A 23,788-nucleotide genomic window follows, 5' to 3' on the forward strand; every position below is an offset into this window, starting at 1 on the left:
AAAAAGAAGAGGGAAGACAACCTTAGCAAGGTTGTGTACATTTGTACACAATTGCAAAGAGAGGAAATGACATGCGTCGCGCTAACGATCCGCAACGGCGAGAAAAAATCATCCAGGCCACGCTGGAGGCGGTGAAACTTTACGGAATACATGCCGTTACGCACCGCAAAATCGCTACCCTTGCCGGAGTGCCGTTGGGGTCGATGACCTACTATTTTTCAGGAATTGATGAGTTGCTGCTGGAGGCGTTCAGCAGTTTTACAGAGATAATGTCTAAGCAATATCAGGCATTTTTTAGCGATGTTAGTGATGCTTCAGGCGCCTGCCAGGCCATAACCGACATGATCTACAGCTCGCAGGTTGCAACGCCGGATAACATGGAACTGATGTATCAACTTTACGCATTGGCCAGCCGAAAACCGCTATTAAAAACGGTGATGCAAAACTGGATGCAGCGTAGTCAGCAAACGCTCGAACAATGGTTTGAACCCGGAACCGCCCGCGCGCTGGATGCGTTTATTGAAGGGATGACACTGCATTTTGTCACTGACCGTAAGCCGCTATCGCGCGAGGATATTTTACAGATGGTGGCGCAATTGGCAGGGCAGGAGATAAAATTCAGGCAACAAAAAACCCATTTATGTAAATGGGTTAATGAAAACAATAAGTTAGATTAAAAACAATAAGTTAGGTTGGTGGTCAGTGGTGGTTATTACGGGGTAATGCCAACCGCTGCCGCCACTTTGTCGCCACTTGTTTTACCTTAGACGCCAGGGGCCTCTATCTTCAATCTGTTCGACTAACCCCTCCTCTTCTAGTTCACGCAATAGTGCAACAACCCAATATTGTTGGTTCGAACTTGTTGCTTTCCGTTTTTCTCCCCAATCGAGGCCGCTTAGACGAAATACCTCAGCTTGCTTAACGCCGTTGCCGTTTTTTTGGGCATCTGGGTGAGTTTTAAGTACGGATAAAGCCAATTCTTTGGCTCTGTTGCGCAATTCCGCTCCCTGATGCTGAAACTTATTCATTGATAGTGCTCCATGTGAAAAAAAAGAATATTAGCTCAACAGGGCAAAATACGCATTTTCAAAAACTTGCTATTGATGTTGGTAGTGTTGCCAGCGGATTAAACCGTAATGCAGTTTCCAGGTGATCCGGTGCCAGATGTGCGTAACGCATAGTCATTTTTATATCGTGGTGTCCGAGAATTTTTTGTAAGGCCAGAATGTTTCCACCCGACATAATGAAGTGCGCCGCAAACGTATGGCGCAGAACGTGTGTCAGTTGACCGCGAGGGAGCACGATAGACGTTTTTTCCATCACGGATAAAAATTGAAAATAGCAGTCTGTAAAGAAATTGAACCCATCAAGCGCCATGATCTCTTCGTAAAGCTCTTTACTGATAGGGATGCTTCTGTTTTTCTTCCCCTTCGTTCTTACAAAGGTAATTCGGTATTTGGTCACCTGTGAGCGGGTAAGATTTACGGCTTCACGCCAACGTGCGCCTGTGCTTAAGCATATCTTAACTACCAGTGCCAGAATTGGGTCCTGACGTTTGCAATCAGCCAGCAATTCAACAATCTGCTCATGGGTAAGCCATGCCATCTCTTTTTCTGCTATGGTGAATTTTCGCATGTTCTCCAGTGGGTTCGGATACGACCATTCGCCCAGACGGGATAGTTCGCTAAAAACACTACTTAGATAGCTTTGCTCCAGGTTAATGGTGACTGGGCTTGCTCCTTTCTTCCATTTCTCGCTGAAGTAGATCTCGCCTGTCAGGCGTTTATCTCGATAGTGGGCAAACATTTTAGAGGTGAGATCGGTTGCAAGAGGATTGCCCAGAGCGTCAACCATCAACAGCAATTTGTCATAGACATGCTGCCCAGCTGTCAGAGATTTACCATGTAGTTTGAACCATAGTTCAACCACGTCTTTCAGTGTTCGACGATCCACTGATTCACCCAGCCAGGGCTTTGCTTCGGTTTCTTCCATCGTGTGGCGCTCAAAAGCCAGAGCTTCGCCTTTGGTGGCGAATTGTTTACGCACACGACGCCCACTACGTCCGGCGGGGTAACATTCGCAAAGCCATTTTCCTGTGGTGAGTTTTCGTACTGCCATAAAAAATGCCCTCCAATAGAGAGCATTTTTACTGTATGTATAACCAGTGTCAATGTATGAAATCTTGCGACCATACATCTCACTGAAGCCATAATGAAGTTGGCTATTTTTTGCTATGTGAGTATGTAACTTTTGCGGTTAGCCTGCGGCTCATTGTTATATTAGGCGCAGATATAAAAGCAAAGTTTATCGTGAGTTTTTAGTACAGATTTTTTTGGATTTACTAATAGTTCCATCATTGCAAACAAATTTTCCATCGGAGGTACAGTGAGATACACCACCCTTTTTCCCAGAACAAGGATAATTTTTAGCATAGGTAGTTAGTGGGCTTAATAACAAAGAGCATGATAAAACCACAAAAAATACTTTACCAAGCATAGTTTCCTCCCGGTATTATCTAACATATTTAACTGTTAAACTTATAATTTTTCCAATAATTTCAACATCTTCTATCTTGCAGTCGAAGGCTCTGTTTCCACCTTCAACGAAGATTCTTCCACCGGGTAAACGAGTAATGTCGCGGATTGTTATCTCGCCATCAATACTTATTACCCATTTACCATCACGTATATCATCAAATTCTTTATCACAAATAAATTCAGAATTGTTATCTGTGATGACAAAAGGTTTTTTAAACGTAGAGGGTAGAAATCCCTTATCAAAAATATAAAAACCGTCTTCACGCAAGGCACCATCAGATAATACATATTTAGCAACTTCCATAGTATTTGTATTACCTGAAGTTTGCTTTGAACCATGTCCAGTTGTGAGCCAATTAAGCGAGGTGCCCGTTTCAAGGGCGCACTGGATTACCCATTCTGCTGGGAATGAGTCACGCATGTAGCGTGTGGCGAGTGTACTTTTAGAGATTCCTAAATGATCGCACAACGCCTGTCGAGTTTTGAATCCATAAGCTTCTACCATGCGCTCTATAGCGCCTCGTCCGCCTTTCTCCAAATTCATGGTCACTCCAAGTGAACTTTTATCTTGACGATTTCACTGTGCGATCGTATGTTTATGATGTTCACAAAATACAAACGATCCGTATTCGTCCTGATTAATCATCATTAAACGAGGAATGTTGCATCATGAGACCTAACATTTCAATCACTCTTACCACGCCTCATGTGACTATTGAACGCTATAGCGAGCTGACAGGGCTGTCCATCGATACCATCAATGACATGTTGGCTGACGGACGCCTTATCCGTCACCGTCTGCGCAAAGATAAAAAACGCGAAAAAGTGATGATCAACATAGCAGCCATGACCGTTGATGCGCTTTCAGAATGCAATCTAAACCTTAATTAGTTCGATTCTGAAATACATCAGAGGCATTGACCATGTTTGATTACCAAGTTTCCAAACATCCACATTTTGATGAAGCCTGTCGTGCATTCGCACTGCGCCACAACCTGGTGCAACTGGCAGAACGTGCAGGCATGAATGTGCAGATTCTGCGGAACAAGCTGAACCCAGCTCAACCTCATTTATTAACCGCACCAGACATCTGGCTGCTTACCGATCTGACTGAGGACTCAACACTGGTAGATGGTTTTCTGGCACAGATTCATTGTCTGCCATGTGTTCCGATTAATGAGGTGGCAAAAGAGAAACTGCCGCATTACGTCATGAGTGCAACTGCAGAGATAGGACGTGTCGCGGCAGGTGCGGTTTCTGGCGATGTAAAAACCAGTGCAGGCCGTCGTGATGCGATCAGCAGCATTAACTCTGTAACACGACTGATGGCGCTGGCTGCTGTTTCATTGCAGGCCCGTTTACAGGCTAATCCTGCGATGGCGAGTGCAGTTGATACCGTGACTGGCCTCGGTGCTTCATTCGGTTTGCTGTGAGGTGCTTATGCTGACGAAAGAACCATCATTTGCATCGCTGCTGGTAAAACAAAGTCCGGCAATGCACTACGGTCACGGCTGGATCATGGGGGAGGATGGTAAACGCTGGCATCCGTGCCGTTCACAAGATGAATTGCTGGCAGAACTATCTACGAAAAAACGGGGGAACAAATGGCTATTGAAGGCGCTGCGGCGACTGTTCCATTAAGCCCCGGTGAACGCCTGAGTGGACTTAATCACATAGCGGAATTAAGGGCGAAAGTTTTTGGCCTGAATATTGAGTCAGAGCTTGAGCGGTTTATTAAAGATATGCGTGATCCACGGGATATCAATAATGAACAAAATAAACGGGCACTGGCTGCTATATTCTTTATGGCAAAAATTCCGGCTGAACGTCATAGCATCAGCATTAATGAGCTGACCACTGACGAAAAGCGGGAGCTGATTAAAGCAATGAATCATTTTCGTGCAGTGGTGAGCTTATTTCCCAGACGGCTAACCATGCCGAATTAACCAACTAATGAAATTAATGGCGTAAACCCGCCGGGCATCCCTTTATCTAAATTCAGGAGAATTGATTATGCGTAATATTGAAACCCTCACGACTAAAACCGGACCGGATGACGCAGGGCTTAATATTTTACTGACAGAGGCTCGTCTGGAAGAACGCCGGGCAAGGGCTGAAGCAATGGCAGCTCGCCTTGATCGCCTGGCGTGTCATATCACATCCCGCCAGCTAAACCACGTCGAAGCGGCAGAACTGCTGCGTGTGACCGCTGAAGCAATCCAGAACGAAGCGCAGGAGATCCACTAATGGCTGATGCAATGGATCTCGTACAGCAGCGCGTTGAAGAAGAACGCCAGCGCCATATCCGTGCTGCCCGTGCCAAAACACCGGGCGTGTCTCGCGTGCTTTGTATTGAATGTGAAGCGCCAATTCCGCCAGCACGCCGCCGCGCCATTCCAGGAGTGCAGCTTTGCATTACCTGCCAGGAAATCGCAGAGCTGAAAGGTAAACATTACAACGGAGGTGCTGTATGAGCACCATCCTGAAATGGGCGGGAAATAAAACCGCCATTATGTCCGAACTGAAAAAATACCTTCCTGCTGGCCCGCGACTGGTTGAACCTTTCGCGGGTTCTTGTGCTGTGATGATGGCGACGGATTACCCCAGCTATCTGGTTGCGGATATTAATCCTGATTTAATCAACCTCTATAAAAAGATTGCCGCTGATTGCGAAGCGTTTATATCTCGTGCCAGAGTTTTATTTGAGGAAGCAAACAGTGAGCTGGCTTATTACAACATAAGACAGGAGTTTAATTACTCAACTGAAATTACTGATTTCATGAAGGCGATATATTTCCTGTATCTCAATCGTCACGGTTACCGTGGTTTATGTCGCTATAACAAGAGCGGGCATTTCAACATTCCCTACGGTAATTATAAAAATCCGTATTTCCCTGAAAAAGAAATTCGCGCATTTGCAGAGAAAGCCCCGCAGGCAACGTTTATCTGCACGAGCTTTGATGAAACGCTGGCGATGTTGAAGGCGGGGGATGTGGTGTATTGCGATCCGCCTTATGACGGTACGTTTTCCGGCTATCACACTGATGGTTTCACTGAAGATGACCAGTATCACCTGGCATCCGTTCTTGAACATCGAGCATCTGAAGGACATCCGGTCATTGTTTCTAACAGTGACACATCCCTGATCCGTTCGCTGTATCGCAATTTCACTCACTACTACATCAAGGCAAAACGCAGCATCGGCGTGTCGGCTGGCGAGAGTAAATCTGCAACAGAAATCATTGCTGTTTCCGGGGCGCGCTGCTGGGTGGGATTTGATCCTTCGCGTGGCGTGGATAGTTCTGCTGTGTACGAGGTGCGTGTATGAGTCATGCCGATATGAGCGACTCTAGCGGCTTTAACGAGGCCGCTGCAGCATTTTCATGGAACGGCCCGAAAAAGGCCATAAACCCTTATCTGGACCCGGCGGAAGTTGCGCCGGTTTCTGCGCTTTCAAACCTGATCACTCTGTATGCTGCCGATAACGAGCAGGAACAGCTGCGCCGCGAGGAATTGAGTGAACAGGTCTGGGAGCGTTATTTCTTTAATGAATCCCGTGATCCTGTCCAGCGCGAAATGGAGCAGGATAAGCTCATTAGTCGGGCAAAGCTGGCGCATGAGCAGCAGCGTTTTAACCCGGACATGGTCATTCTGGCGGACGTCAGCGCCCAGCCCACCCACATCAGCAAGCAGCTGATGCAAAGTATCGAATACTTCTGCAGCCTTGGCAGGCCAAAGGCTTATTCCCGCTATTTGCGTGAGACGATTAAGCCATGTCTGGAGCGACTGGATTGTGTACGCGACAGTCAGCTATCTACTTCTTTCCGTTTTATGGCAAGCCATCAAGGGCTGGAGGGCCTGCTGATCCTGCCTGAAATGAGTCAGGATCAGGTGAAACGCCTGTCCACCCTGGTAGCTGCGCATATGAGCATGTGTCTTGAGGCCGCTTGTGGTGATTTGTATACCAACGATGACGTAAAGCCAGAAGAAATCCGCAAGACATGGGAAAAGGTGGCAGCGGAAACCCTGCGTCTGGATGTTATCCCGCCTGCGTTTGAGAAACTTCGTCGGAAAAGAAACCGCCGCAAACCTGTGCCCTATGAACTCATTCCGGGTTCGCTGGCACGTATGCTTTGCGCCGACTGGTGGTATCGAAAATTGTGGAAGATGCGTTGCGAATGGCGGGAAGAGCAGTTGCGTGCTGTCTGTCTGGTCAGCAAAAAAGCATCTCCCTATGTCAGCTATGAAGCAGTGACGCATAAACGTGAGCAGCGCCGCAAGTCGCTGGAGTTTTTCCGTTCTCATGAACTGGTGAACGAAGACGGAGACACGCTGGATATGGAAGATGTGGTAAACGCCAGCAGCAGCAACCCGGCACATCGCCGCAATGAGATGATGGCCTGCGTTAAAGGTCTGGAGCTTATCGCGGAAATGCGCGGTGACTGCGCCGTTTTCTACACCATCACATGTCCGTCACGTTTCCATTCCACGCTCAATAACGGCAGGCCCAACCCGACCTGGACAAATGCGACGGTAAGACAAAGCAGCGATTATCTGGTCGGCATGTTTGCTGCATTTCGTAAGGCGATGCACAAAACCGGGTTGCGCTGGTATGGCGTACGGGTGGCTGAGCCGCACCATGACGGTACTGTGCACTGGCATCTCATGTGTTTCATGCGCAAAAAAGACCGCCGCGCCATTACTGCATTGTTGCGTAAGTTTGCCATCCGTGAAGACCGCGAGGAGCTGGGCAATAACACGGGCCCACGCTTTAAGTCTGAGCTGATAAACCCACGCAAAGGAACGCCGACAAGCTACATCGCAAAATACATCAGTAAGAACATTGACGGGCGTGGTCTGGCTAACGAGATCAGCAAGGAAACGGGTAAATCCCTGCGTGATAACGCCGAATACGTTAATGCCTGGGCGTCTCTGCATCGTGTTCAGCAGTTCCGCTTCTTTGGTATTCCGGGGCGCCAGGCTTACCGTGAACTTCGCTTGCTGGCTGGTCAGGCGGCAAGGCAACAGGGTGACAAAAAAGCAGGTGCGCCGGTACTGGATAACCCGCGCCTTGATGCCATCCTGGCTGCTGCTGATGCTGGTTGTTTTGCCACCTACATCATGAAGCAGGGCGGCGTACTGGTTCCCCGCAAATATCACCTCATCAGAACCGCTTATGAAATCAACGAAGAGCCAACCGCCTATGGCGATCACGGTATTCGTATTTATGGCATCTGGTCACCCATTGCAGAGGGCAAGATCTGCACTCATGCAGTGAAGTGGAAAATGGTTCGTAAGGCCGTTGACGTTCAGGAGGCGGCAGCCGACCAGGGCGCTTGCGCCCCTTGGACTCGTGGCAATAACTGTCCCCTTGCTGAAAATTTGAACCAACAGGAGAAAGATAAATCAGCTGATGGGGACACCAGAACGGATATTACCCGCATGGATGACAAGGCGTTGCACGATTATCTGCACAGTATGAGCAAAAAAGAGCGCCGGGAACTGGCAGCAAGGTTACGCCTGGTTAAGCCGAAACGGCGTAAAGACTACAAACAGCGAATTACAGATCATCAGCGACAGCAGCTCGTCTATGAACTGAAGTCCAGAGGATTTGATGGCAGCGAGAAAGAGGTCGATTTACTCCTTCGCGGTGGCAGTATTCCGTCAGGAGCAGGCCTGCGTATCTTCTATCGGAACCAGCGTTTGCAGGAAGATGATAAGTGGCGAAACCTGTATTAATTACGCGGGTTAACAATTCGTGCTCTTAATAATACCAGGCATATCAGGCTGATGAACGTAAAAAAACGTTTTACATCAGTAAGATTATTATATACTGTAAATATAAACAGTGATTATATATACAGTATTGCTTTGGTGTCATAGGAGGAAAGATGCAGGACTATTTTTTGGAGTCTTTGAAGCTCCAGCGCATTGATTTTTTTCTTAAGCTTGTAGCGGCTAGTGAGTGTAGTGATGAAGAGAAGGGGCTGGCTCTGCAGTGGGTTTCTGAACTGACAGATGAACTCATGGCAAAAATCAGAACCCACGAATACAACCGCTCAATGGATGTCATCAGCTGAGGTGACTTTTATGCGCATTGAAATAATGATCGATAAAGAGCAGAAGATTAGCCAGTCTACACTGGACGCCCTTGAATCCGAGCTTTACCGCAATCTGCGCCCCCTGTATCCCAAAACGGTAATTCGTATTCGCAAAGGTAGCTCTAACGGTGTGGAACTGACCGGACTGCAACTGGACGAAGAAAGAAAACAAGTGATGAAAATTATGCAGAAGGTGTGGGAAGACGACAGCTGGCTGCATTAAGAAACGTTGCTGGCGTCTGAACTTGTTTCTGGCGTCAGCAAGGTTGAACAACGAGCCCTTGCGAGGCGTTAGCTCTGTAGTGCATGTCTATGCCGCATGAGATCGCATGATCGTTTGAGGATCGTTTTTGCTAAGGCCCGCCAGAACTGGCGGGCTTTTGCGTAGATCATGCACCTGCATGAAAACCACTACATAAAGCGGGCAGGCGTGGCGGGGATACGAGCGCGCGCTGACATCGTTAAGTATTGACATATCAGATGTTTAAATAGGAAAATTACCAAAATCCAGAAAAAAGAAAAGAATATGAAGAAGTTAACTGCGAGACAAAGAGAGATTGACGTAAAACGCTCGATAAAGTTACGACAAGGGCGTGCTAAAGTTAGAAAAAAAGGTAAATCATTTCACTATAATGTTGAATGGCGTAAGGCTAACTATTGGATTGAAGAACAATCAAAAAATGGATTAGATGTACAATTTGTAAGTAAAAAAAAGAAAGGGTTAATTCTAACTTTACCTTCTGAAATGAATTTTTCTACACACTACGATGTTACTGTTCAGCATATTAATGCGATTCGAATGTTATCAGAGAGAAAAGGATTGCCTAATGCAGGTTATCAATTAGCATCTGTTAATTTTTGTAATTTGAAGAAAATATCGACATCTGCAGCTCTTGTGTTAACTGCAGAGTTATCTAAATGGGATGATGCTATTAGGCAGAGGTTGACTCCAAAAATAGACGGTTGGGATAAAAATGTTCTACGTAATTTCTATGAATTGGGGTTCTTTGATTTATTCAAAAAAAGCAGGGATATAAAATTAAATTTTAATGATGAGTATTCAAAAATAAAAGGTAAGCGATTTGTAAAATATCTTAAAGGAAAGTGTGGGGAAATTAAGAAAACAAAAGTATTAAAAGAGGAGATTATTAAATTAGTTGGTGAGTCTATTGAAAAATGGACTTTCTTACATGGGGGCCTAAGTGAGGCTATTACCAATGTTTCTCATCATGCATATCCTTCTGATTGCGGATATAAAGAATATGATAAGAACTGGTATCTAACAGGATCTTATCATTTAGAAAGTAAGGAATTGAAGATAGTTTTTTATGATCAGGGTGTTGGTATCCCTAAAACTTTACCTGCATCAAAAGTTTGGGAAAAGGCATTAAATGTATTAGCATCAATTCCTGTATTGGAGCGATATCGTGATGAAGCACTCTTGAAAGCTGCGGTAGAGTTGGATAGGACAAGTACAGAAGAGGGAGATCGTGGTAAAGGCCTACAGGATCTACTTGAGTTTATTAAACAAAGAGAAAATGGTTATTTATCAATCATGAGCCTTAAGGGACTTTATAAACACTCAATGAATCAAGGTAATACAAAAATAAAAACTAAGAGTTTTGCATCCCCAATCTATGGTACACTAATAACTTGGAGTGTATCTCTTGATTGAGATGGAGGTTTAATATGAAAAATCTAGAAATTAATATAGGGAAAGAGTTTTCTTCTACTCCTTCAGGACGTTTCTATTCTGATATGACAGATAGCAGCGGCGAACAGTTTAGAGAGGAGCTTTTATGGCCTCGCTTACAGTTGCTTAAAGAAAAGCAAAAGATCGACATTATTTTGGATGATGACGTTGAAGGTTATGGTTCTTCTTTCCTCGTTGAAGGTTTTGCCGGTATAGTAAAATATGGATATATGGATAAACAACAACTATTAAGTAAACTTGAGTTAATTCAGAGAGATCCTGATTTTGCTTTGTTTAAGAGAAAAATAATACAATATATTAACGAGGCAGTGTTTGATTCAAAGGTTTATGAAAGTACCAAACCTATTTATTTGTCTAAGTTGTTGACGCAAAAAACACGTAAGGAGTAAAGCAAATGGAGCCCAATTATAATTATCATTATATGATGAGTAATAATGAGCTTTATTTTAGGGCGGGTTATGATGCTCAGCAATATGGGGTTGTTTTTTCTCATTCGGCTGTTGATAATGTCGACTTGATACATATTATCAATGGTGGTTTTTCATCTGTTGCAGAAGCTATTAGTAACTCAGGAAACACCACACTTTCTGATGGGATTATACTTGCATTAGCAGGTGCGTTGAGTGCTTTTTTCTTTAATTTGATTCAAAAAGGAATTGACGCTAAGGCAAAACGTCTCACCAAATCTGGTGAAGCAATGTTATCCTTGATAAATGAATTGGAGGATATTGCAGTACGTTATTGGGTCAGAGGGCACGATTCATCTTGTGCTGATAATGAAAGCAATATTTGTGATGAGATTAATATCAAAGCCATGTTAATGACCTTGGATAAAAATATTAGGTTTATGGTTGATAATTTACCGTTAAAAAACAAGTCTTTAAATAAAAATAAGCTGGAGAAATTTTCTTCTGATATTTATGATTTGGCATCTGGTGAAGATTTCGAAGCAGAGGTTAGGCCTCCCAATAAAACAAAGGCCTTTGCTATATCGAAAAAATGTAGTGAAGCAAAAGCCATCATTCTTGGTTTGATTTAAAAACGGTAATCCTCAAAGTTAATTACTGTTATGTTTAACCAAATATTTAGCTCTGTTATTCTTTTCTGAAGAATTTCTAATTCATTTTTTACGAATACTTTGGCAGCTTTCTCCACATCCCCAAACCCCCCAACATTATTAGGCATTATCCCCATCATTTGCGGCGGCACTCGGTGTGCTGCCATCATGTCATCGCGGCTGACATTTTTGATATTCAGAAATTCATCCTTCGCCGCGACTTCTGACAGAGGAATGATCTGAAGCCCGTCCTTTTTGCCGTTAGGCGAGTACATAAACAGATTGCGGAAGTTGCCAGGGCCTTTGGCGCTTTTCATCGCATTGCGGAGGTTGTTCACATCCTCCTGGTTTTGCGCGGCATCGGTCATGTACATGATAAAGCCCGCATGACTGCCGTTAATGTAATACTTGCGACGGAACAGCGTGGCGGACTCGTTGAGCAGGGCAGACGGAATGGCAGAAAGATAACCGGGCAGGCCGTAGATCTCCTGATTAATATCCGGTTCCATTAGGTGAAAAATGCTGCCTTTCGTGAACTGATACGGTTGCGTGGTCATGCCGTATTGCACAAACCAGTAGGTATCCAGATCTAATCCGCGTCGGGTGTATTTTGCCAGGGCAGGTTCAAGGGCGATCACTTCACCGAAGCGGTTCGTGCGTTTCTCTAGGTAGGCGTTACCAAATACCAGATAGTCCTGCACAAAACGTGAAAACGCCTGCTGGCTGAGCAGCGGATGAGGGATGTAGGTGCTGGTCAGTATGTTGCACTTTACGGCAATCGGTGAGCTGTGGTGCACGGCGGCGCGAAAGGTTCGCGCCAGCCCGTCGAAACTCACTGGTGGCTCATACCAGCGGTCCATCTGTACGCATTCCACATAGTCCAGTAATTCGCGGCGGTCCAGAACAGGAACGGGATCACCGAAGCTGAATGCTTCGGCTGAAGTTTGGTTTTTATGCAGGATCTGATTCGTCGCCGCAGCGCGGTTTTTCTTACTCTTTCCCATCAAAAAATCTCCACAATATTGCTGGTATTGGCGGACTCGCCCTGCAGCGGTTCGTTAAACAGTGCGTGCATTGTTGCCCAGGCCAGATCGGCATGGCTGGCTTCTTCGCTGCGGCTGGCTTCATAGGTTGGGCGGTTGCCGCTGGCGGTGGTGGCGCGACGGATTGCCATAAATGACTACGCTATGTCGGTGTGTCCGGCGTCAAACTCCAGACGACGGTGACTGATAATGTCGTAGGCCTTGAGTACCAGGGCGTTTTTAACGTTGGGGTTGTAGACAAACTCCCGGACGGCTGGAAAAAACGCTTTCACGTTCTCGTAAACCCCGTGGCCGACACCTGTCGAGTCGATGCCGATGTAGGTCACGTTGTACTGCTCGGTCAGTTTTTTGATGGCGTCAGCCTGGGCGCGGAAGTCCATCCCGCGCCACTGGTGACGCTCAAGAATGCGGAACTTACCACCCGGCACGGCTGGCGGTGCCACCACCACGCATCCGGCACTGTCGCCGTTCTGCGTACCTTTTGCCGGGTCATAACCGATCCACACTTCGCGCCAGCCAAACGGGCGCAGGGCCAGAGCATGAAAGTCGGTCCAGACTTCCCAACTGTCCACCATGCACGCCTGCAGCTCGCTGAGCGGAAACACGGACGCGAGATCGTCCACAAACTCGCACATCAGCAGGTTCTGGTATTCGTCCGGGCTGTACTCCATGCGCAACTGGTCAAGGTCGAACAGGTTGCAGCCGCCGCGCACCGCATCTTCCACGGTGACTATCTGGCGGTATTGCCCGTCTGCGCACAGCAGGCCGGGGGCCAGATTGCTGTGGGACAGGTCGATGTCCACCTTGTCAGCTTTGTTGCGTCCACGGTTGAACAGCGCACCGGACCAGAACGGATAAGCACTGTGGGTCAGGCTGGATGGCGTGGAAAAATAGGTTTGTCGCCATTTCTTGTGAATAGCCATCCCGGAAGCCACTTTGCGCAGCTCCTGGAATTTCGGTATCCAGAAATATTCATCCAGATACAGGTTGCCGTGGTAACTCTGGGCCGTGCGGGCATTGGTGCCGAGGAAGTAAAGCGTGGCTCCGTTAGGAAGCACCATCGGATCGCCTTTCAGCTCCACCTCGACTTCTTTGGCGAAGTCTATGATGTACTGCTTAAAGACGTGAGCCTGTGCCTTGCTGGCGGAAAGAAAAATCTGGTTACGTCCGGTAAGCAGAGCGTCAATCAGGGCTTCACGGGCAAAGTAAAAGGTCGCGCCGATCTGGCGTGACTTCAGCAGGTTGCGGATGCGGTTGGTTTTTCCGGCTTCCCACCAGTGGCGCTGGTAGTTGAACATGGAGGAATGGAAGATTTCTTCCAGCTTCTCAATCTGCTCATCGGTGAAAACATTCTTTTCCGGCTGACGGCGCGGGCCTTTGTTGCGGTTGGCGACGTTAGGGTTTAAGTCGGCTTCGTTGCCGCCATTGTTAAACTTGCCGATCCGCGCGTGGCGCTCCGACTGGCGCGCCAGCAGGTCAATCTCTTTGAAATCTTTCCCTTCTTTGTGCTCCTTCATGATGAGCTGGCAGTAGCGTGCGGCGGTGGTGAGCTGCATCTGATCCAGCGGCCCATAGTCACCCCACTTGTCGCGTTTTTTCCAGCTGTGAACGGTTGCAACTTTCTCCCCCAGCATTTCAGCAATGCGGGCTACGCGGTATCCCTGAAAGTACAGCAGCATGGCCTGCCGACGGGGATCGAGATCTGCGGGTGTCAGTGTGGTGTTCATGGCACAAACCTACAGCCTTGAATGAAGGCTTTCCCCGCCTGCGGTTTGTGTGGTTGTCGGTACAAATACCGCGCATTGTTTCACTGCCCCCATCACCGCAACCATAAGGCTCCAGTAAGTTTTTTCTAACGGAGCACGGCTCATGACAGTGAAAGCAAAGCGTTTTCGCATCGGGGTGGAAGGTGCCACCACCGACGGACGCGAAATCCAGCGTGAATGGCTGGAACAGATGGCAGCCAGCTACAACCCGGCGGTGTACACCGCGCTGATTAACCTTGAGCACATCAAGTCTTATCTGCCGGACAGCACCTTTAACCGCTACGGCAAGGTGACGGCGCTGTTTGCTGAAGAAATCACGGAAGGTCCGCTGGCAGGCAAGATGGCGCTGTATGCCGATGTTGAGCCAACGGAGTCCCTGGTGGAGCTGGTGAAAAAAGGCCAGAAATTATTCACCTCTATGGAAGTCAGCCCGAAGTTCGCTGATACGGGCAAAGCCTACCTGGTTGGCCTGGCCGCCACTGATGATCCAGCCAGTCTGGGTACGGAAATGCTGACATTCAGCGCCAGTGCAGCCCATAACCCGCTGGCAAACCGCAAGCAGAATCCCGCCAATCTTTTTACCGCTGCAGAGGAAACGGTGATCGAACTGGAAGAAGTCCAGGACGAAAAACCATCCCTGTTTGCCCGTGTCACGGCGCTGTTCACCAAAAAAGAGCAGTCCGATGATGCCCGGTTCTCTGATGTGCATAAGGCCGTGGAGCTGGTCGCCACTGAGCAGCAAAACCTGAGTGCGCGCACCGAAAAATCCCTGTCTGAACAGGAAGAACGCCTGTCTGAGCTGGAGACAGCCCTGCAGGCACAGCTGACCGCCTTTAACGAACTGGTGGACAAGTTGAGCCATGAAGACAGCCGCCAGGACTACCGCCAGCGTGCAACAGGCGGTAACGCCCCCGCTGACACTCTGACCAATTGCTGATGGAGCACAAAACCTGATGAAGAAGAATACCCGCTTTGCTTTTAACGCTTACCTGCAGCAGCTGGCGCGTCTGAACGGTGTGGCAGTTGAAGAACTGTCCAGCAAATTCACCGTAGAGCCGTCTGTACAGCAGACGCTGGAAGACCAGATCCAGCAGTCCGCCGCTTTCCTGACGCTGATTAACGTCACGCCAGTGACTGAGCAGTCCGGTCAGCTGCTGGGGCTGGGTGTTGGCAGCACCATTGCCGGAACCACTGACACCACCGCGAAAGAGCGTGAACCTGTCGATCCGACGCTGATGGTCGATGTGGAATACAAATGCGAGCAAACCAACTTTGACACGGTACTGACCTACGCGAAGCTGGACCTGTGGGCGAAGTTTCAGGATTTTCAGGTGCGTATCCGTGACGCCATCGTGAAACGTCAGGCACTGGACCGCATCATGATCGGCTTTAACGGCGTGAAGCGTGCGAAAACCTCCAACCGTAGCGAAAACCCGCTACTGCAGGATGTGAATAAAGGCTGGCTGCAGAAAATCCGTGAGGATGCACCGGATCACGTCATGGGCAGCACCACCACGGGCGGTGAAACCACACCGGGTGCGGTGAAAGTCGGGAAAGGGGGCGAATATGCCAACCTGGACGCCGTAGTGATGGATGCCGTCAGTGAGCTTATCGACGTTGTCTACCAGGACGATGACGATCTGGTGGTGATTTGCGGGCGTGAACTGCTGTCTGACAAGTATTTCCCGCTGGTCAACAAAGAGCAGGAAAACAGTGAAAAACTGGCTGCCGATATGATCATCAGTCAGAAACGCATGGGTGGCCTGCAGGCGGTGCGTGCGCCGTTCTTCCCGCCGAATGCGCTGCTGATCACCCGTCTGGATAACCTGTCCATCTACTGGCAGGAAGATACCCGCCGCCGTTCAGTTATCGACAACCCGAAACGTGACCGGATTGAAAACTTTGAATCCGTTAACGAAGCCTATGTGGTTGAGGACTATCGCTGCGCTGCACTGGTGGAAAACATCCAGATTGGTGACTTCAGCGCCGCCGCAGCAGAAACCGGAGCGTAATTCATGAGCCTGAGTCCCGCACGGCAGCATCGCCTGCGCGTTCAGGCTGAACAGGCCGCTCGCGAGGGGGGCAGTGTTCGCCACGCGTCGGGCTATGACCTGATGCTGCTGCAACTGGCGGAAGACCGCCGCCGTCTCAAGGGCGTTCAGTCCACGGTCAAAAAAGCGGAAATCAAGGTGGAGCTGCTGCCGAAGTACGCCGCCTGGGCGGAGGGCGTCCTGGCTGCCGGAGGCGCTCAACAGGATGACGTGCTGATGTACGTGATGCTGTGGCGCATTGATGCCGGAGATTATGCCGGGGCGCTGGAGATCGGGCGTCATGCCCTGCGTCATGGCTGGGTGATGCCGCTGGGTAACCGCAACGTGCAGACCGTGCTGGCAGAGGAAATGGCAGATGCAGCGCAGAGCGCAATGCTTGCCGCCACCGACTTTGATGCCGATCTGTTGCTGCAGACGCTGGAGCTGACAGACGGTCTGGATATGCCGGACCAGTCACGGGCGCGTCTGCATAAAGCGATTGGCGCTGTCCTGAGTGAAAGCAATCCGGCTGTCGCTCAAACGGGTGGATGAATCCCTGTCCGGTATGTTCGGTGATCTCAGTACGCAACTGAATAATCTGCAGGACACGGCAACATCTGCCTTAAGTGATATCAGTAAAACGGTGGGAGGGCTGCTGTCGTGAATTTCAGCTCTGAACTGCTTAACAAAGGCAACAAAACTCCCGCATTCAGCATCAGTATTGAGGGCAGGGATATCACTACTGTGCTGGATAACCGTCTGATGAGTCTGACGCTGACGGACAATCGGGGCTTTGAAGCGGACCAGCTTGATCTGGAGCTGGACGACGCCGACGGAAAAATCGTGCTGCCGCGCCGTGGTGCGGTCATCACGCTGGCGCTGGGCTGGAAGGGGCAGCCGCTTTTCCCGAAAGGGGCATTCACGGTGGACGAGATTGAACACACCGGCGCACCGGATCGCCTGACTATCCGGGCGCGAAGTGCTGATTTTAGGGAAACGCTGAATACCCGCCGTGAAAAATCGTGGCACAAGACCACTGTCGGGGAAGTGGTGAAGGAAATAGCCGCGCGTCATAAGCTGAAGATGGCACTGGGTAAAGACCTGTCGGATAAGCCCGTGGAGCATATAGACCAGACTAATGAGAGTGACGGCAGTTTTCTGATGCGGCTGGCGCGCCAGTACGGTGCCATCGCGTCGGTGAAAAATGGCAATCTGTTATTCATCCGGCAGGGACAGGGCAAAAGCGCCAGCGGTAAACCACTGCCGGTGATCTCAATCACACGTAAGGACGGCGACAGTCACCGCTTTACCCTGGCAGATCGCGGAGCCTACACGGGCGTAATTGCCAGTTGGTTGCATACCCGCGAACCCGAGAAGAAAGAAAGCACCACGGTGAAGCGTAAGCGCAGGACTAAGAAGCAGAAGAAAGAGCCGGAAGCGAAGCAGGGCGATTACCTGGTGGGTACGGATGAAAACGTGCTGGTACTTAATCGCACTTATGCCAACCGGAGCAACGCCGAACGGGCAGCGAAAATGCAGTGGGAACGCCTGCAACGCGGCGTTGCATCATTCTCGCTACAACTGGCGGAAGGGCGGGCAGATCTCTACACAGAAATGCCTGTGAAGGTCAGTGGCTTTAAACAGCCGATAGATGATGCGGAATGGACCATTACGACTCTGACGCATACCGTCAGCCCCGATAACGGTTTTACAACCAGTCTGGAGCTTGAAGTGAGGATTGATGATTTCGAAATGGAATGATTCTTCGCAATGGAGAACTTTTAAGTTTGCAAAATGGAATAATGCGGTATCATTATTGTGAATTTAGCAAAAATGGGGAGAACTCGAAAAATGATGATTTGCCCACTGTGTGGAAGTGCCGCCCATACTCGCAGCAGTTTTCAGGTATCTTCATTGACCAAAGAGCGTTACAACCAGTGCCAGAACATTAACTGCAGCCATACTTTTGTTACCCATGAAACTTTTGTTCGTTCGATTGCAACGCCAAAAGAGTCAAATCCGGTTCAGCCGCATCCAATGAAATCAGGACAGGTGGCGCTCTCTCTTTGACGCTGCCGCCATTTTGTCGCCATCGTTAAAAAACAGTGTTTCTAACATCATGATTTTAAACGGCATAAATTTCAGGCAACAAAAAACCCATCAACCTTGAACCGAAATGGCGGGGTTGATGGGCTCCACAAAATGGGGACATCAAAGAAAAGCAGTGGCACTAATTAAGACTGATGCCCCGAGGAAAAGTTCTGCGGTTGTACAAAAAAATTTCATTTTTGGGGCAACTTCAGTTTTATCCGAGTCCTGGCCATACCATTACGATGATTGTCCCTGCCAGCGTCAGCAGTACGTTAGCTATTGCATAAGTGCCCGCATAACCTAAGGCCGGGATGTTGCTGCGCGCAGTGTCGCTGATGATCTCCATTGCCGGAGCACAAGTACGTGCGCCCATCATTGCACCGAATAACAGCGCGCGGTTCATGCGCAGCACATAAGCGCCAAACAGGAAGCAAATAACAACGGGCACCAGGCTGACAATTAACCCGGCAATCAACATCTGACCGCCAATCGCACCCAGGCCGTTATTGATGCCACTACCGGCGCTTAAACCCACGCCCGCCATAAATACCATCAAACCGAACTCTTTCACCATGCTTAACGCGCCCTGGGGAATATAGCCGAAGGTCGGGTGGTTCGCTCGCATAAAGCCCAGCATAATACCAGCGAATAACAATCCGGCGGCGTTACCCATGCCGAAGCTGAATGTGCTGAACTGGAAGGTGATCATCCCGATCATCAGACCGATGACAAAGAACGCGCAGAATGCCAGTAGATCGGTAACCTGGCTGTGAATCGAGATAAAGCCGATGCGATCGGCGATGGTTTTCACGCGACGGGCATCGCCGCTCACCTGCAATACATCGCCTTTATTAAGCACCACGTTATCGTCGATCGGCATTTCGATCTGGCTGCGGATGACGCGGTTAAGGAAACAACCGTGATCGGTCAGCTTCAGTTGTGCCAGGCGTTTACCGACAGCGTTATGGTTTTTGACGACCACCTCTTCAGTGACGATACGCATGTCGAGAAGATCTCGATCAAAAACTTCTTTACCGTTACGGAAGCTGGGATCGAGTCGGGCGTGGGCGTCGGGATATCCTACCAACGCTATTTCATCGCCCATCTGTAGCACGGCGTCACCATCCGGATTTGCCAGAATCCCGTTACGACGAATACGTTCAATGTAGCAACCGGTTTGTCGATAAATACCCAGTTCGCGCAAGTTTTTGCCATCGGCCCAGGCGACCAGTTCCGGCCCGACGCGGTAGGCGCGAATGACCGGCAGATAGACTTTACGGCTGGCGTCGGTATCCAGACCCCGTTCACGAGCGATTTGTTGGGCGCTGGTTTGTAAGTCCTGATGCTGCAACTTAGGCAAGTAACGCGCACCGACAATCAAACTCACCAGGCCAATCAAATAGGTTAATGCATACCCGAGGCTTAAATTATCCAGTGCCGCAGAGAGCTGCCCGCTTTCTATTCCTGAGTGGCGTAAGGTATCGCCCGCACCAACCAAAACCGGTGTTGATGTCATTGAACCAGCCAACATACCGGCCGTCAGGCCGATGTCCCAGCCAAACAACTTACCCAGTCCTAAGGCGATCAGCAGTGCACTACCGACCATTACCAGGGCTAACATTAGGTAATTTTTCCCATCGCGGAAAAAAATGGAAAAAAAGTTGGGTCCGGCTTCGACCCCGACGCAGAAAATAAACAGCATAAAGCCAAGATTAAGCGCGTCGGTGTTAATACTGAAATGTTGTTGACCTAATAACAGTGATACGACTAAAACGCCAATGGAATTACCCAGTTGGATTGAACCAAGTCGTAATTTTCCGAGACATAGTCCAAGCGCGAGGACCACGAATAATAACAGAATGTAATTCCCATTTAACAATTCGGCGACGTTTATATTCACGGAGACTAACTTCTTGTTTACGAGTAAGCTGTTGAAAGAAATGGTAATTTAAGATAATGTTTTTACCTGAATTCAGAGCGCAGATTCATTCAGCGCACTTAATCAATAGTAAAGTAACAATATATTTTACTAGTGTAATCACATTAGATACCAACGGCTATAAGAATTGTGTTGGCCTATATTAGCATGGAATGCGAAGCGGCTTTATCTTACTGAGCGCCACACCGGCGAAAAATGTGTTCGATAGAGGCAGTGTCAGGAGGAACATGTGAAACATAAACAACATTGGGCGGGGGCAATTTGCTGTTTTGTCCTCTTTATTGTGGTGTGCCTTTTTCTGGCGACACATATGAAGGGAGCTTTTCGGGCTGCCGGGCACCCTGAAATCGGCTTACTGTTTTTCATTCTTCCTGGGGCTGTAGCCAGCTTTTTTTCGCGGCGTAGAGAAGTCCTTAAACCACTGTTTGGCGCAATGCTGGCAGCACCGTGTTCTATGTTAATTATGCGTCTGTTTTTTTCACCATCACGCTCATTCTGGCAGGAGCTGGCGTGGTTGTTGAGTGCCGTCTTCTGGTGTGCGCTGGGCGCATTATGTTTTTTGTTTATCAGTAGCTTGTTCAGGCCGCAACACAGAAAAAATCAATAAAGCCCTCAAACAGAGAGGGCTTATCCGGTAATCAGGCGTCAAGATTCTCTTTCACCCAGGCAGCAAAATCGGTATAGCCACCGATGTGTTGCTGATCGACAAAAATCTGCGGTACGGTTTCTACCGGCTTGCCAGCTTTCTGTTGCAGATCCTCTTTAGTGATCCCTTCAGTACGAATATCCACATACTGATAGTGAAAATCATCGTGTTCATTACTTAACTTTTCTGCCAAATCTTTGGCACGCACGCAGTAAGGGCAACCCGGACGACCGAAAATAACGGTTTGCATTGGCTTTCTCCATTTATCTCTCATGTGTGCATGATCACGCCAAATCTTATTCGCTGAAAGTAGGTTTAACCTGTTGCATTGATTGCTTAAAGCTATAACTGTTAAGCACAACGCGGCGAAAGGTTTTAAACTAGCAGCTCACTTTGCAGAGGGAAGTTTATGCGCGCGATCGGTAAATTGCCTAAAAGCGTGTTGATACTGGAATTTATTGGAATGATGTTACTGGCGGCGGCGCTGCTGTCGATAAGTGACAACTTTTCGCTTCCAGCGCCGTTTTCTACGCCAGAAGCGCAAATTCTGATGATTTTTCTCGGTGTTTTGCTCATGCTTCCCGCTGCGGTGGTGGTTATTCTTCAGGTGGCAAAACGGCTGGCCCCGCAACTGATGAACCTATCTCCGCTGAACAGCGTGAGGCGATTATCAACAGCGCCCGCGCGACCTCCAGTTCCAGCTTTTTGCAGTGCAGCAGCATTATTCGCATTACCGATCCCGCATTGCGTGAAGCCCTGGTGCCGCTGACCGGTGGGCAAAAACACGTTGCGCAAGCGGCGGAGTTCTGGGTGTTTTGCGCCGACTTTAACCGTCATTTGCAGATCTGCCCGGATGCTCAACTCGGCCTGGCTGAACAGTTGTTGCTCGGTGTTGTTGATACAGCGATGATGGCACAAAACGCCTTAACCGCAGCGGAATCGTTGGGGTTGGGCGGTGTATATATTGGCGGCCTGCGCAATAACATTGAAGCGGTGACGGAACTGCTGAAATTACCAAAGCATGTTCTGCCGCTGTTTGGCCTGTGTCTCGGCTGGCCTGCGGATAACCCGGATCTCAAGCCGCGTTTACCGGCCTCCATTTTGGTACATGAAAACAGCTACCAGTCGCTGGATAAAGATGCTCTGGCGCAGTATGACGAGCAACTGGCGGAATATTATCTTACCCGTGGCAGCAATAATCGCCGGGATACCTGGAGCGATCATATTCGGCGGACGATTATCAAAGAAAGCCGTCCTTTTATTCTCGATTATTTGCATAAACAAGGTTGGGCGACGCGCTAAAACCGTTACGGCGATGTATTATACGCGGGCTTTTGACCAGGTCTGACAGAGAGGTGCAGGGTGAAAATTGCCATATTGTCCCGGGATGGAACGCTCTATTCGTGTAAGCGGCTGCGTGAAGCCGCCATACAGCGTGGTCACCTGGTTGAAATTCTCGATCCGCTTTCTTGCTACATGAACATTAATCCTGCGGCGTCTTCCATTCACTATAAAGGCCGCAAACTCCCCCATTTTGACGCAGTGATCCCACGCATTGGCACCGCCATTACCTTTTATGGGACGGCGGCGCTGCGCCAGTTCGAAATGCTGGGCAGTTATCCGCTGAACGAATCGGTCGCGATTGCCCGGGCGCGTGACAAATTGCGTTCAATGCAACTGCTGGCGCGTCAGGGCATTGACCTGCCTGTCACGGGGATTGCGCATTCGCCGGATGATACCAGCGACTTAATCGATATGGTCGGTGGTGCGCCGCTGGTGGTTAAGCTGGTCGAAGGCACGCAGGGAATTGGTGTGGTGCTGGCGGAAACGCGCCAGGCGGCAGAAAGCGTGATTGATGCTTTTCGCGGCCTGAACGCTCATATTCTGGTGCAGGAATATATAAAAGAGGCGCAAGGGTGCGATATCCGCTGTCTGGTCGTCGGTGATGAAGTTGTCGCGGCGATTGAACGGCGGGCGAAAGAGGGCGATTTTCGCTCCAATTTGCACCGTGGCGGCGCGGCAAGCATCGCCAGTATCACGCCGAAAGAGCGTGAAATCGCCATCAAAGCTGCGCGAACGATGGCGCTGGATGTTGCCGGTGTGGATATTCTGCGTGCCAATCGCGGGCCGTTGGTGATGGAGGTGAATGCGTCGCCGGGGCTGGAAGGAATAGAAAAAACCACCGGTATCGACATTGCGGGTAAAATGATCCGCTGGATCGAACGCCACGCCACAGCAGAATATTGCCTGAAAACGGGTGGTTAGTCGCAATTACATTACTGATCATGGTTTTGCCTGCGCTTTTTGCGTAAGCTGTGCCAGTCTTTTTATCGGAAGAGGTTGTACAAAATTATGACATCGCTGGTCGTTCCTGGTCTGGATACGTTGCGTCAATGGCTCGATGACCTGGGGATGAGTTTTTTTGAATGTGATAACTGTCAGGCTTTGCATCTGCCCCATATGCAGAATTTCGACGGGGTCTTTGATGCCAAAATCGACCTGATTGATAACACAATCCTGTTTTCTGCCATGGCGGAAGTCAGGCCTTCAGCCGTGTTGCCGCTGGCGGCGGATTTATCAGCCATCAATGCCAGCTCACTGACCGTGAAAGCATTTCTCGATATGCAGGATGATAATCTGCCAAAGCTGGTGGTTTGCCAGTCTTTATCTGTTATGCAGGGCGTAACCTATGAACAGTTTGCATGGTTTGTACGCCAGAGCGAAGAGCAGATTTCGATGGTCATCCTCGAAGCTAATGCCCATCAGCTGCTGTTGCCGACTGACGATGAAGGGCAAAACAACGTTACCGAAAACTATTTCCTTCACTGATAACTCTCTTCGAGCACGCAGTCGCTGCCGCAGTG

At 49.0% G+C, this 23,788-nt stretch carries 28 protein-coding genes and 5 pseudogenes; 25 read left to right on the forward strand and 8 right to left on the reverse strand.

Annotated elements, in window-relative coordinates:
- Positions 1-71: 71 nt before the first annotated feature.
- Positions 72-677, forward strand: coding sequence for a TetR/AcrR family transcriptional regulator (locus tag A7589_RS13680; RefSeq protein ID WP_108188889.1), 606 nt, complete (start codon positions 72-74; stop codon positions 675-677).
- An 81-nt stretch (positions 678-758) separates the two neighbouring features.
- Here the strand turns inward: A7589_RS13680 and A7589_RS13685 are convergent, their stop codons facing one another.
- From A7589_RS13685 to A7589_RS13700, 4 genes are all read right to left on the reverse strand, one after another.
- Positions 759-1,028 (reverse strand): hypothetical protein, encoded by a 270-nt coding sequence (locus A7589_RS13685; protein ID WP_001032044.1) that lies wholly within the window; start codon positions 1,026-1,028, stop codon positions 759-761.
- A 58-nt stretch (positions 1,029-1,086) separates the two neighbouring features.
- Positions 1,087-2,118, reverse strand: coding sequence for a phage integrase (locus A7589_RS23515; protein ID WP_108188890.1), 1,032 nt, complete (start codon positions 2,116-2,118; stop codon positions 1,087-1,089).
- 186 nt (positions 2,119-2,304) lie between these two features.
- On the reverse strand, positions 2,305-2,496 hold the full coding sequence (locus A7589_RS13695; protein WP_000900884.1) for a YdcA family protein: 192 nt from the start codon (positions 2,494-2,496) through the stop codon (positions 2,305-2,307).
- A gap of 15 nt (positions 2,497-2,511) precedes the next feature.
- Positions 2,512-3,081, reverse strand: a complete 570-nt coding sequence (locus A7589_RS13700) for a phage repressor protein CI (RefSeq protein ID WP_016237786.1) — start codon at positions 3,079-3,081, stop codon at positions 2,512-2,514.
- A 125-nt stretch (positions 3,082-3,206) separates the two neighbouring features.
- On the opposite strand from A7589_RS13700, the gene A7589_RS13705 reads away from it, so the two are divergent.
- The 13 genes from A7589_RS13705 (at position 3,207) to A7589_RS13765 (ending at position 11,391) form a co-directional block, all read left to right on the forward strand.
- Positions 3,207-3,428 (forward strand): hypothetical protein, encoded by a 222-nt coding sequence (locus A7589_RS13705; protein WP_001247707.1) that lies wholly within the window; start codon positions 3,207-3,209, stop codon positions 3,426-3,428.
- Positions 3,429-3,460: 32 nt separating this feature from the next.
- The gene (locus tag A7589_RS13710; RefSeq protein WP_000460883.1) at positions 3,461-3,970 is read left to right on the forward strand and encodes a phage regulatory CII family protein; all 510 of its coding nucleotides are present in this window, start codon (positions 3,461-3,463) and stop codon (positions 3,968-3,970) included.
- A gap of 7 nt (positions 3,971-3,977) precedes the next feature.
- Positions 3,978-4,178 carry a phage filamentation protein Fil family protein gene (locus A7589_RS13715; protein ID WP_000956182.1) on the forward strand — a complete coding sequence of 67 codons (201 nt, stop codon included), beginning with the start codon at positions 3,978-3,980 and terminating at the stop codon, positions 4,176-4,178.
- Positions 4,142-4,483: a DUF5347 domain-containing protein gene (locus tag A7589_RS13720; protein ID WP_000963475.1), complete on the forward strand. Its 342-nt coding sequence runs from the start codon at positions 4,142-4,144 to the stop codon at positions 4,481-4,483. Before A7589_RS13715 ends, A7589_RS13720 begins: the two co-directional genes overlap by 37 nt.
- Positions 4,484-4,550: 67 nt before the next feature.
- A complete protein-coding gene (locus tag A7589_RS13725; RefSeq protein ID WP_001244223.1) occupies positions 4,551-4,784 on the forward strand; it encodes a DUF2732 family protein in 234 nt (77 codons plus the stop codon).
- Entirely contained in the window at positions 4,784-5,011 is a 228-nt protein-coding gene (locus tag A7589_RS13730) for a TraR/DksA family transcriptional regulator (protein WP_000752613.1), read from the forward strand. The genes A7589_RS13725 and A7589_RS13730 overlap by 1 nt, the downstream gene beginning before the upstream one ends.
- Positions 5,008-5,865 carry a DNA adenine methylase gene (locus tag A7589_RS13735; protein ID WP_097697469.1) on the forward strand — a complete coding sequence of 286 codons (858 nt, stop codon included), beginning with the start codon at positions 5,008-5,010 and terminating at the stop codon, positions 5,863-5,865. Before A7589_RS13730 ends, A7589_RS13735 begins: the two co-directional genes overlap by 4 nt.
- Positions 5,862-8,276 carry a replication endonuclease gene (locus A7589_RS13740; RefSeq protein WP_108188891.1) on the forward strand — a complete coding sequence of 805 codons (2,415 nt, stop codon included), beginning with the start codon at positions 5,862-5,864 and terminating at the stop codon, positions 8,274-8,276. The genes A7589_RS13735 and A7589_RS13740 overlap by 4 nt, the downstream gene beginning before the upstream one ends.
- A gap of 152 nt (positions 8,277-8,428) precedes the next feature.
- The gene (locus A7589_RS13745; RefSeq protein WP_001154434.1) at positions 8,429-8,617 is read left to right on the forward strand and encodes a hypothetical protein; all 189 of its coding nucleotides are present in this window, start codon (positions 8,429-8,431) and stop codon (positions 8,615-8,617) included.
- A gap of 10 nt (positions 8,618-8,627) precedes the next feature.
- Positions 8,628-8,861: a DinI-like family protein gene (locus A7589_RS13750; protein WP_001217575.1), complete on the forward strand. Its 234-nt coding sequence runs from the start codon at positions 8,628-8,630 to the stop codon at positions 8,859-8,861.
- A gap of 303 nt (positions 8,862-9,164) precedes the next feature.
- Positions 9,165-10,313: a hypothetical protein gene (locus A7589_RS13755; RefSeq protein ID WP_049143191.1), complete on the forward strand. Its 1,149-nt coding sequence runs from the start codon at positions 9,165-9,167 to the stop codon at positions 10,311-10,313.
- A 14-nt stretch (positions 10,314-10,327) separates the two neighbouring features.
- On the forward strand, positions 10,328-10,741 hold the full coding sequence (locus tag A7589_RS13760; RefSeq protein WP_095474242.1) for a DUF4325 domain-containing protein: 414 nt from the start codon (positions 10,328-10,330) through the stop codon (positions 10,739-10,741).
- Positions 10,742-10,746: 5 nt separating this feature from the next.
- Positions 10,747-11,391: a hypothetical protein gene (locus tag A7589_RS13765; RefSeq protein ID WP_095474243.1), complete on the forward strand. Its 645-nt coding sequence runs from the start codon at positions 10,747-10,749 to the stop codon at positions 11,389-11,391.
- Here the strand turns inward: A7589_RS13765 and A7589_RS13770 are convergent.
- On the reverse strand, positions 11,388-12,413 hold the full coding sequence (locus A7589_RS13770; protein WP_095474244.1) for a phage portal protein: 1,026 nt from the start codon (positions 12,411-12,413) through the stop codon (positions 11,388-11,390). The two genes, A7589_RS13765 and A7589_RS13770, sit on opposite strands and share 4 nt — an antisense overlap.
- Positions 12,413-14,179 (reverse strand): annotated as a pseudogene (locus tag A7589_RS13775) (terminase ATPase subunit family protein). The gene A7589_RS13770 and the pseudogene A7589_RS13775 overlap by 1 nt, the downstream one beginning before the upstream one ends.
- Positions 14,180-14,321: 142 nt before the next feature.
- Here A7589_RS13775 and A7589_RS13780 point away from each other — a divergent pair.
- From A7589_RS13780 to A7589_RS13805, 6 genes and pseudogenes are all read left to right on the forward strand, one after another.
- Positions 14,322-15,155, forward strand: a complete 834-nt coding sequence (locus A7589_RS13780) for a GPO family capsid scaffolding protein (RefSeq protein WP_028985445.1) — start codon at positions 14,322-14,324, stop codon at positions 15,153-15,155.
- Positions 15,156-15,171: 16 nt separating this feature from the next.
- Entirely contained in the window at positions 15,172-16,230 is a 1,059-nt protein-coding gene (locus tag A7589_RS13785) for a phage major capsid protein, P2 family (protein WP_073278881.1), read from the forward strand.
- Between the two features lie 3 nt (positions 16,231-16,233).
- Positions 16,234-16,785 (forward strand): annotated as a pseudogene (gpM, locus tag A7589_RS13790) (phage terminase small subunit); the annotation flags it as partial.
- A pseudogene (locus A7589_RS13795) lies at positions 16,778-16,912 on the forward strand (phage tail protein); the annotation flags it as partial. The pseudogenes gpM and A7589_RS13795, both read left to right, overlap by 8 nt.
- Complete coding sequence (locus tag A7589_RS13800) at positions 16,909-18,009, forward strand: phage late control D family protein (RefSeq protein ID WP_040090188.1); 1,101 nt, start codon at positions 16,909-16,911, stop codon at positions 18,007-18,009. The pseudogene A7589_RS13795 and the gene A7589_RS13800, both read left to right, overlap by 4 nt.
- A gap of 90 nt (positions 18,010-18,099) precedes the next feature.
- Positions 18,100-18,318 carry an ogr/Delta-like zinc finger family protein gene (locus tag A7589_RS13805; RefSeq protein ID WP_000972391.1) on the forward strand — a complete coding sequence of 73 codons (219 nt, stop codon included), beginning with the start codon at positions 18,100-18,102 and terminating at the stop codon, positions 18,316-18,318.
- Between the two features lie 235 nt (positions 18,319-18,553).
- Here A7589_RS13805 and A7589_RS13815 read toward each other — a convergent pair whose 3' ends face one another.
- Positions 18,554-20,239, reverse strand: a complete 1,686-nt coding sequence (locus A7589_RS13815; protein ID WP_001024862.1) for an aspartate:alanine antiporter — start codon at positions 20,237-20,239, stop codon at positions 18,554-18,556.
- A gap of 268 nt (positions 20,240-20,507) precedes the next feature.
- Here A7589_RS13815 and A7589_RS13820 point away from each other — a divergent pair, with 268 nt between their 5' ends.
- Positions 20,508-20,885, forward strand: a complete 378-nt coding sequence (locus tag A7589_RS13820; protein WP_000681103.1) for an inner membrane protein YbjM — start codon at positions 20,508-20,510, stop codon at positions 20,883-20,885.
- A gap of 31 nt (positions 20,886-20,916) precedes the next feature.
- Here A7589_RS13820 and grxA read toward each other — a convergent pair whose 3' ends face one another.
- Positions 20,917-21,174, reverse strand: a complete 258-nt coding sequence (grxA, locus tag A7589_RS13825; RefSeq protein WP_001195224.1) for a glutaredoxin 1 — start codon at positions 21,172-21,174, stop codon at positions 20,917-20,919.
- A 159-nt stretch (positions 21,175-21,333) separates the two neighbouring features.
- Between grxA and A7589_RS13830 the strand changes: the two are divergent.
- The 4 genes and pseudogenes from A7589_RS13830 to A7589_RS13845 form a co-directional block, all read left to right on the forward strand.
- A pseudogene (locus A7589_RS13830) lies at positions 21,334-21,573 on the forward strand (DUF1418 family protein); the annotation flags it as partial.
- Positions 21,555-22,226, forward strand: a pseudogene (nfsA, locus tag A7589_RS13835) (nitroreductase NfsA); the annotation flags it as partial. The pseudogenes A7589_RS13830 and nfsA, both read left to right, overlap by 19 nt.
- Before the next feature lie 60 nt (positions 22,227-22,286).
- Positions 22,287-23,189, forward strand: a complete 903-nt coding sequence (rimK, locus tag A7589_RS13840) for a 30S ribosomal protein S6--L-glutamate ligase (RefSeq protein ID WP_000684316.1) — start codon at positions 22,287-22,289, stop codon at positions 23,187-23,189.
- Positions 23,190-23,276: 87 nt separating this feature from the next.
- Positions 23,277-23,753 (forward strand): type III secretion system chaperone family protein, encoded by a 477-nt coding sequence (locus A7589_RS13845; protein WP_000203025.1) that lies wholly within the window; start codon positions 23,277-23,279, stop codon positions 23,751-23,753.
- Positions 23,754-23,788 lie beyond the last annotated feature (35 nt).

This window comes from Escherichia sp. MOD1-EC6475, assembly GCF_003046645.1.
Taxonomy (GTDB): domain Bacteria; phylum Pseudomonadota; class Gammaproteobacteria; order Enterobacterales; family Enterobacteriaceae; genus Escherichia; species Escherichia ruysiae.

What these genes read in the sequence shown, in the direction of transcription:
- A7589_RS13710 (WP_000460883.1), top strand. Translation starts at nt 3,461, where the DNA reads ATGTTTGATTACCAAGTTTCCAAACATCCACATTTTGATGAAGCCTGT.
- A7589_RS23515 (WP_108188890.1), bottom strand. Translation starts at nt 2,118, where the DNA reads ATGGCAGTACGAAAACTCACCACAGGAAAATGGCTTTGCGAATGTTAC.
- A7589_RS13740 (WP_108188891.1), top strand. Translation starts at nt 5,862, where the DNA reads ATGAGTCATGCCGATATGAGCGACTCTAGCGGCTTTAACGAGGCCGCT.
- A7589_RS13780 (WP_028985445.1), top strand. Translation starts at nt 14,322, where the DNA reads ATGACAGTGAAAGCAAAGCGTTTTCGCATCGGGGTGGAAGGTGCCACC.
- A7589_RS13705 (WP_001247707.1), top strand. Translation starts at nt 3,207, where the DNA reads ATGAGACCTAACATTTCAATCACTCTTACCACGCCTCATGTGACTATT.
- A7589_RS13730 (WP_000752613.1), top strand. Translation starts at nt 4,784, where the DNA reads ATGGCTGATGCAATGGATCTCGTACAGCAGCGCGTTGAAGAAGAACGC.
- A7589_RS13845 (WP_000203025.1), top strand. Translation starts at nt 23,277, where the DNA reads ATGACATCGCTGGTCGTTCCTGGTCTGGATACGTTGCGTCAATGGCTC.
- grxA (WP_001195224.1), bottom strand. Translation starts at nt 21,174, where the DNA reads ATGCAAACCGTTATTTTCGGTCGTCCGGGTTGCCCTTACTGCGTGCGT.
- A7589_RS13765 (WP_095474243.1), top strand. Translation starts at nt 10,747, where the DNA reads ATGGAGCCCAATTATAATTATCATTATATGATGAGTAATAATGAGCTT.
- A7589_RS13805 (WP_000972391.1), top strand. Translation starts at nt 18,100, where the DNA reads ATGATGATTTGCCCACTGTGTGGAAGTGCCGCCCATACTCGCAGCAGT.
- A7589_RS13695 (WP_000900884.1), bottom strand. Translation starts at nt 2,496, where the DNA reads ATGCTTGGTAAAGTATTTTTTGTGGTTTTATCATGCTCTTTGTTATTA.
- A7589_RS13720 (WP_000963475.1), top strand. Translation starts at nt 4,142, where the DNA reads ATGGCTATTGAAGGCGCTGCGGCGACTGTTCCATTAAGCCCCGGTGAA.
- A7589_RS13700 (WP_016237786.1), bottom strand. Translation starts at nt 3,081, where the DNA reads ATGAATTTGGAGAAAGGCGGACGAGGCGCTATAGAGCGCATGGTAGAA.
- A7589_RS13685 (WP_001032044.1), bottom strand. Translation starts at nt 1,028, where the DNA reads ATGAATAAGTTTCAGCATCAGGGAGCGGAATTGCGCAACAGAGCCAAA.
- A7589_RS13785 (WP_073278881.1), top strand. Translation starts at nt 15,172, where the DNA reads ATGAAGAAGAATACCCGCTTTGCTTTTAACGCTTACCTGCAGCAGCTG.
- A7589_RS13715 (WP_000956182.1), top strand. Translation starts at nt 3,978, where the DNA reads ATGCTGACGAAAGAACCATCATTTGCATCGCTGCTGGTAAAACAAAGT.
- A7589_RS13755 (WP_049143191.1), top strand. Translation starts at nt 9,165, where the DNA reads ATGAAGAAGTTAACTGCGAGACAAAGAGAGATTGACGTAAAACGCTCG.
- A7589_RS13745 (WP_001154434.1), top strand. Translation starts at nt 8,429, where the DNA reads ATGCAGGACTATTTTTTGGAGTCTTTGAAGCTCCAGCGCATTGATTTT.
- A7589_RS13760 (WP_095474242.1), top strand. Translation starts at nt 10,328, where the DNA reads ATGAAAAATCTAGAAATTAATATAGGGAAAGAGTTTTCTTCTACTCCT.
- A7589_RS13735 (WP_097697469.1), top strand. Translation starts at nt 5,008, where the DNA reads ATGAGCACCATCCTGAAATGGGCGGGAAATAAAACCGCCATTATGTCC.
- A7589_RS13680 (WP_108188889.1), top strand. Translation starts at nt 72, where the DNA reads ATGCGTCGCGCTAACGATCCGCAACGGCGAGAAAAAATCATCCAGGCC.
- A7589_RS13770 (WP_095474244.1), bottom strand. Translation starts at nt 12,413, where the DNA reads ATGGGAAAGAGTAAGAAAAACCGCGCTGCGGCGACGAATCAGATCCTG.
- A7589_RS13725 (WP_001244223.1), top strand. Translation starts at nt 4,551, where the DNA reads ATGCGTAATATTGAAACCCTCACGACTAAAACCGGACCGGATGACGCA.
- A7589_RS13750 (WP_001217575.1), top strand. Translation starts at nt 8,628, where the DNA reads ATGCGCATTGAAATAATGATCGATAAAGAGCAGAAGATTAGCCAGTCT.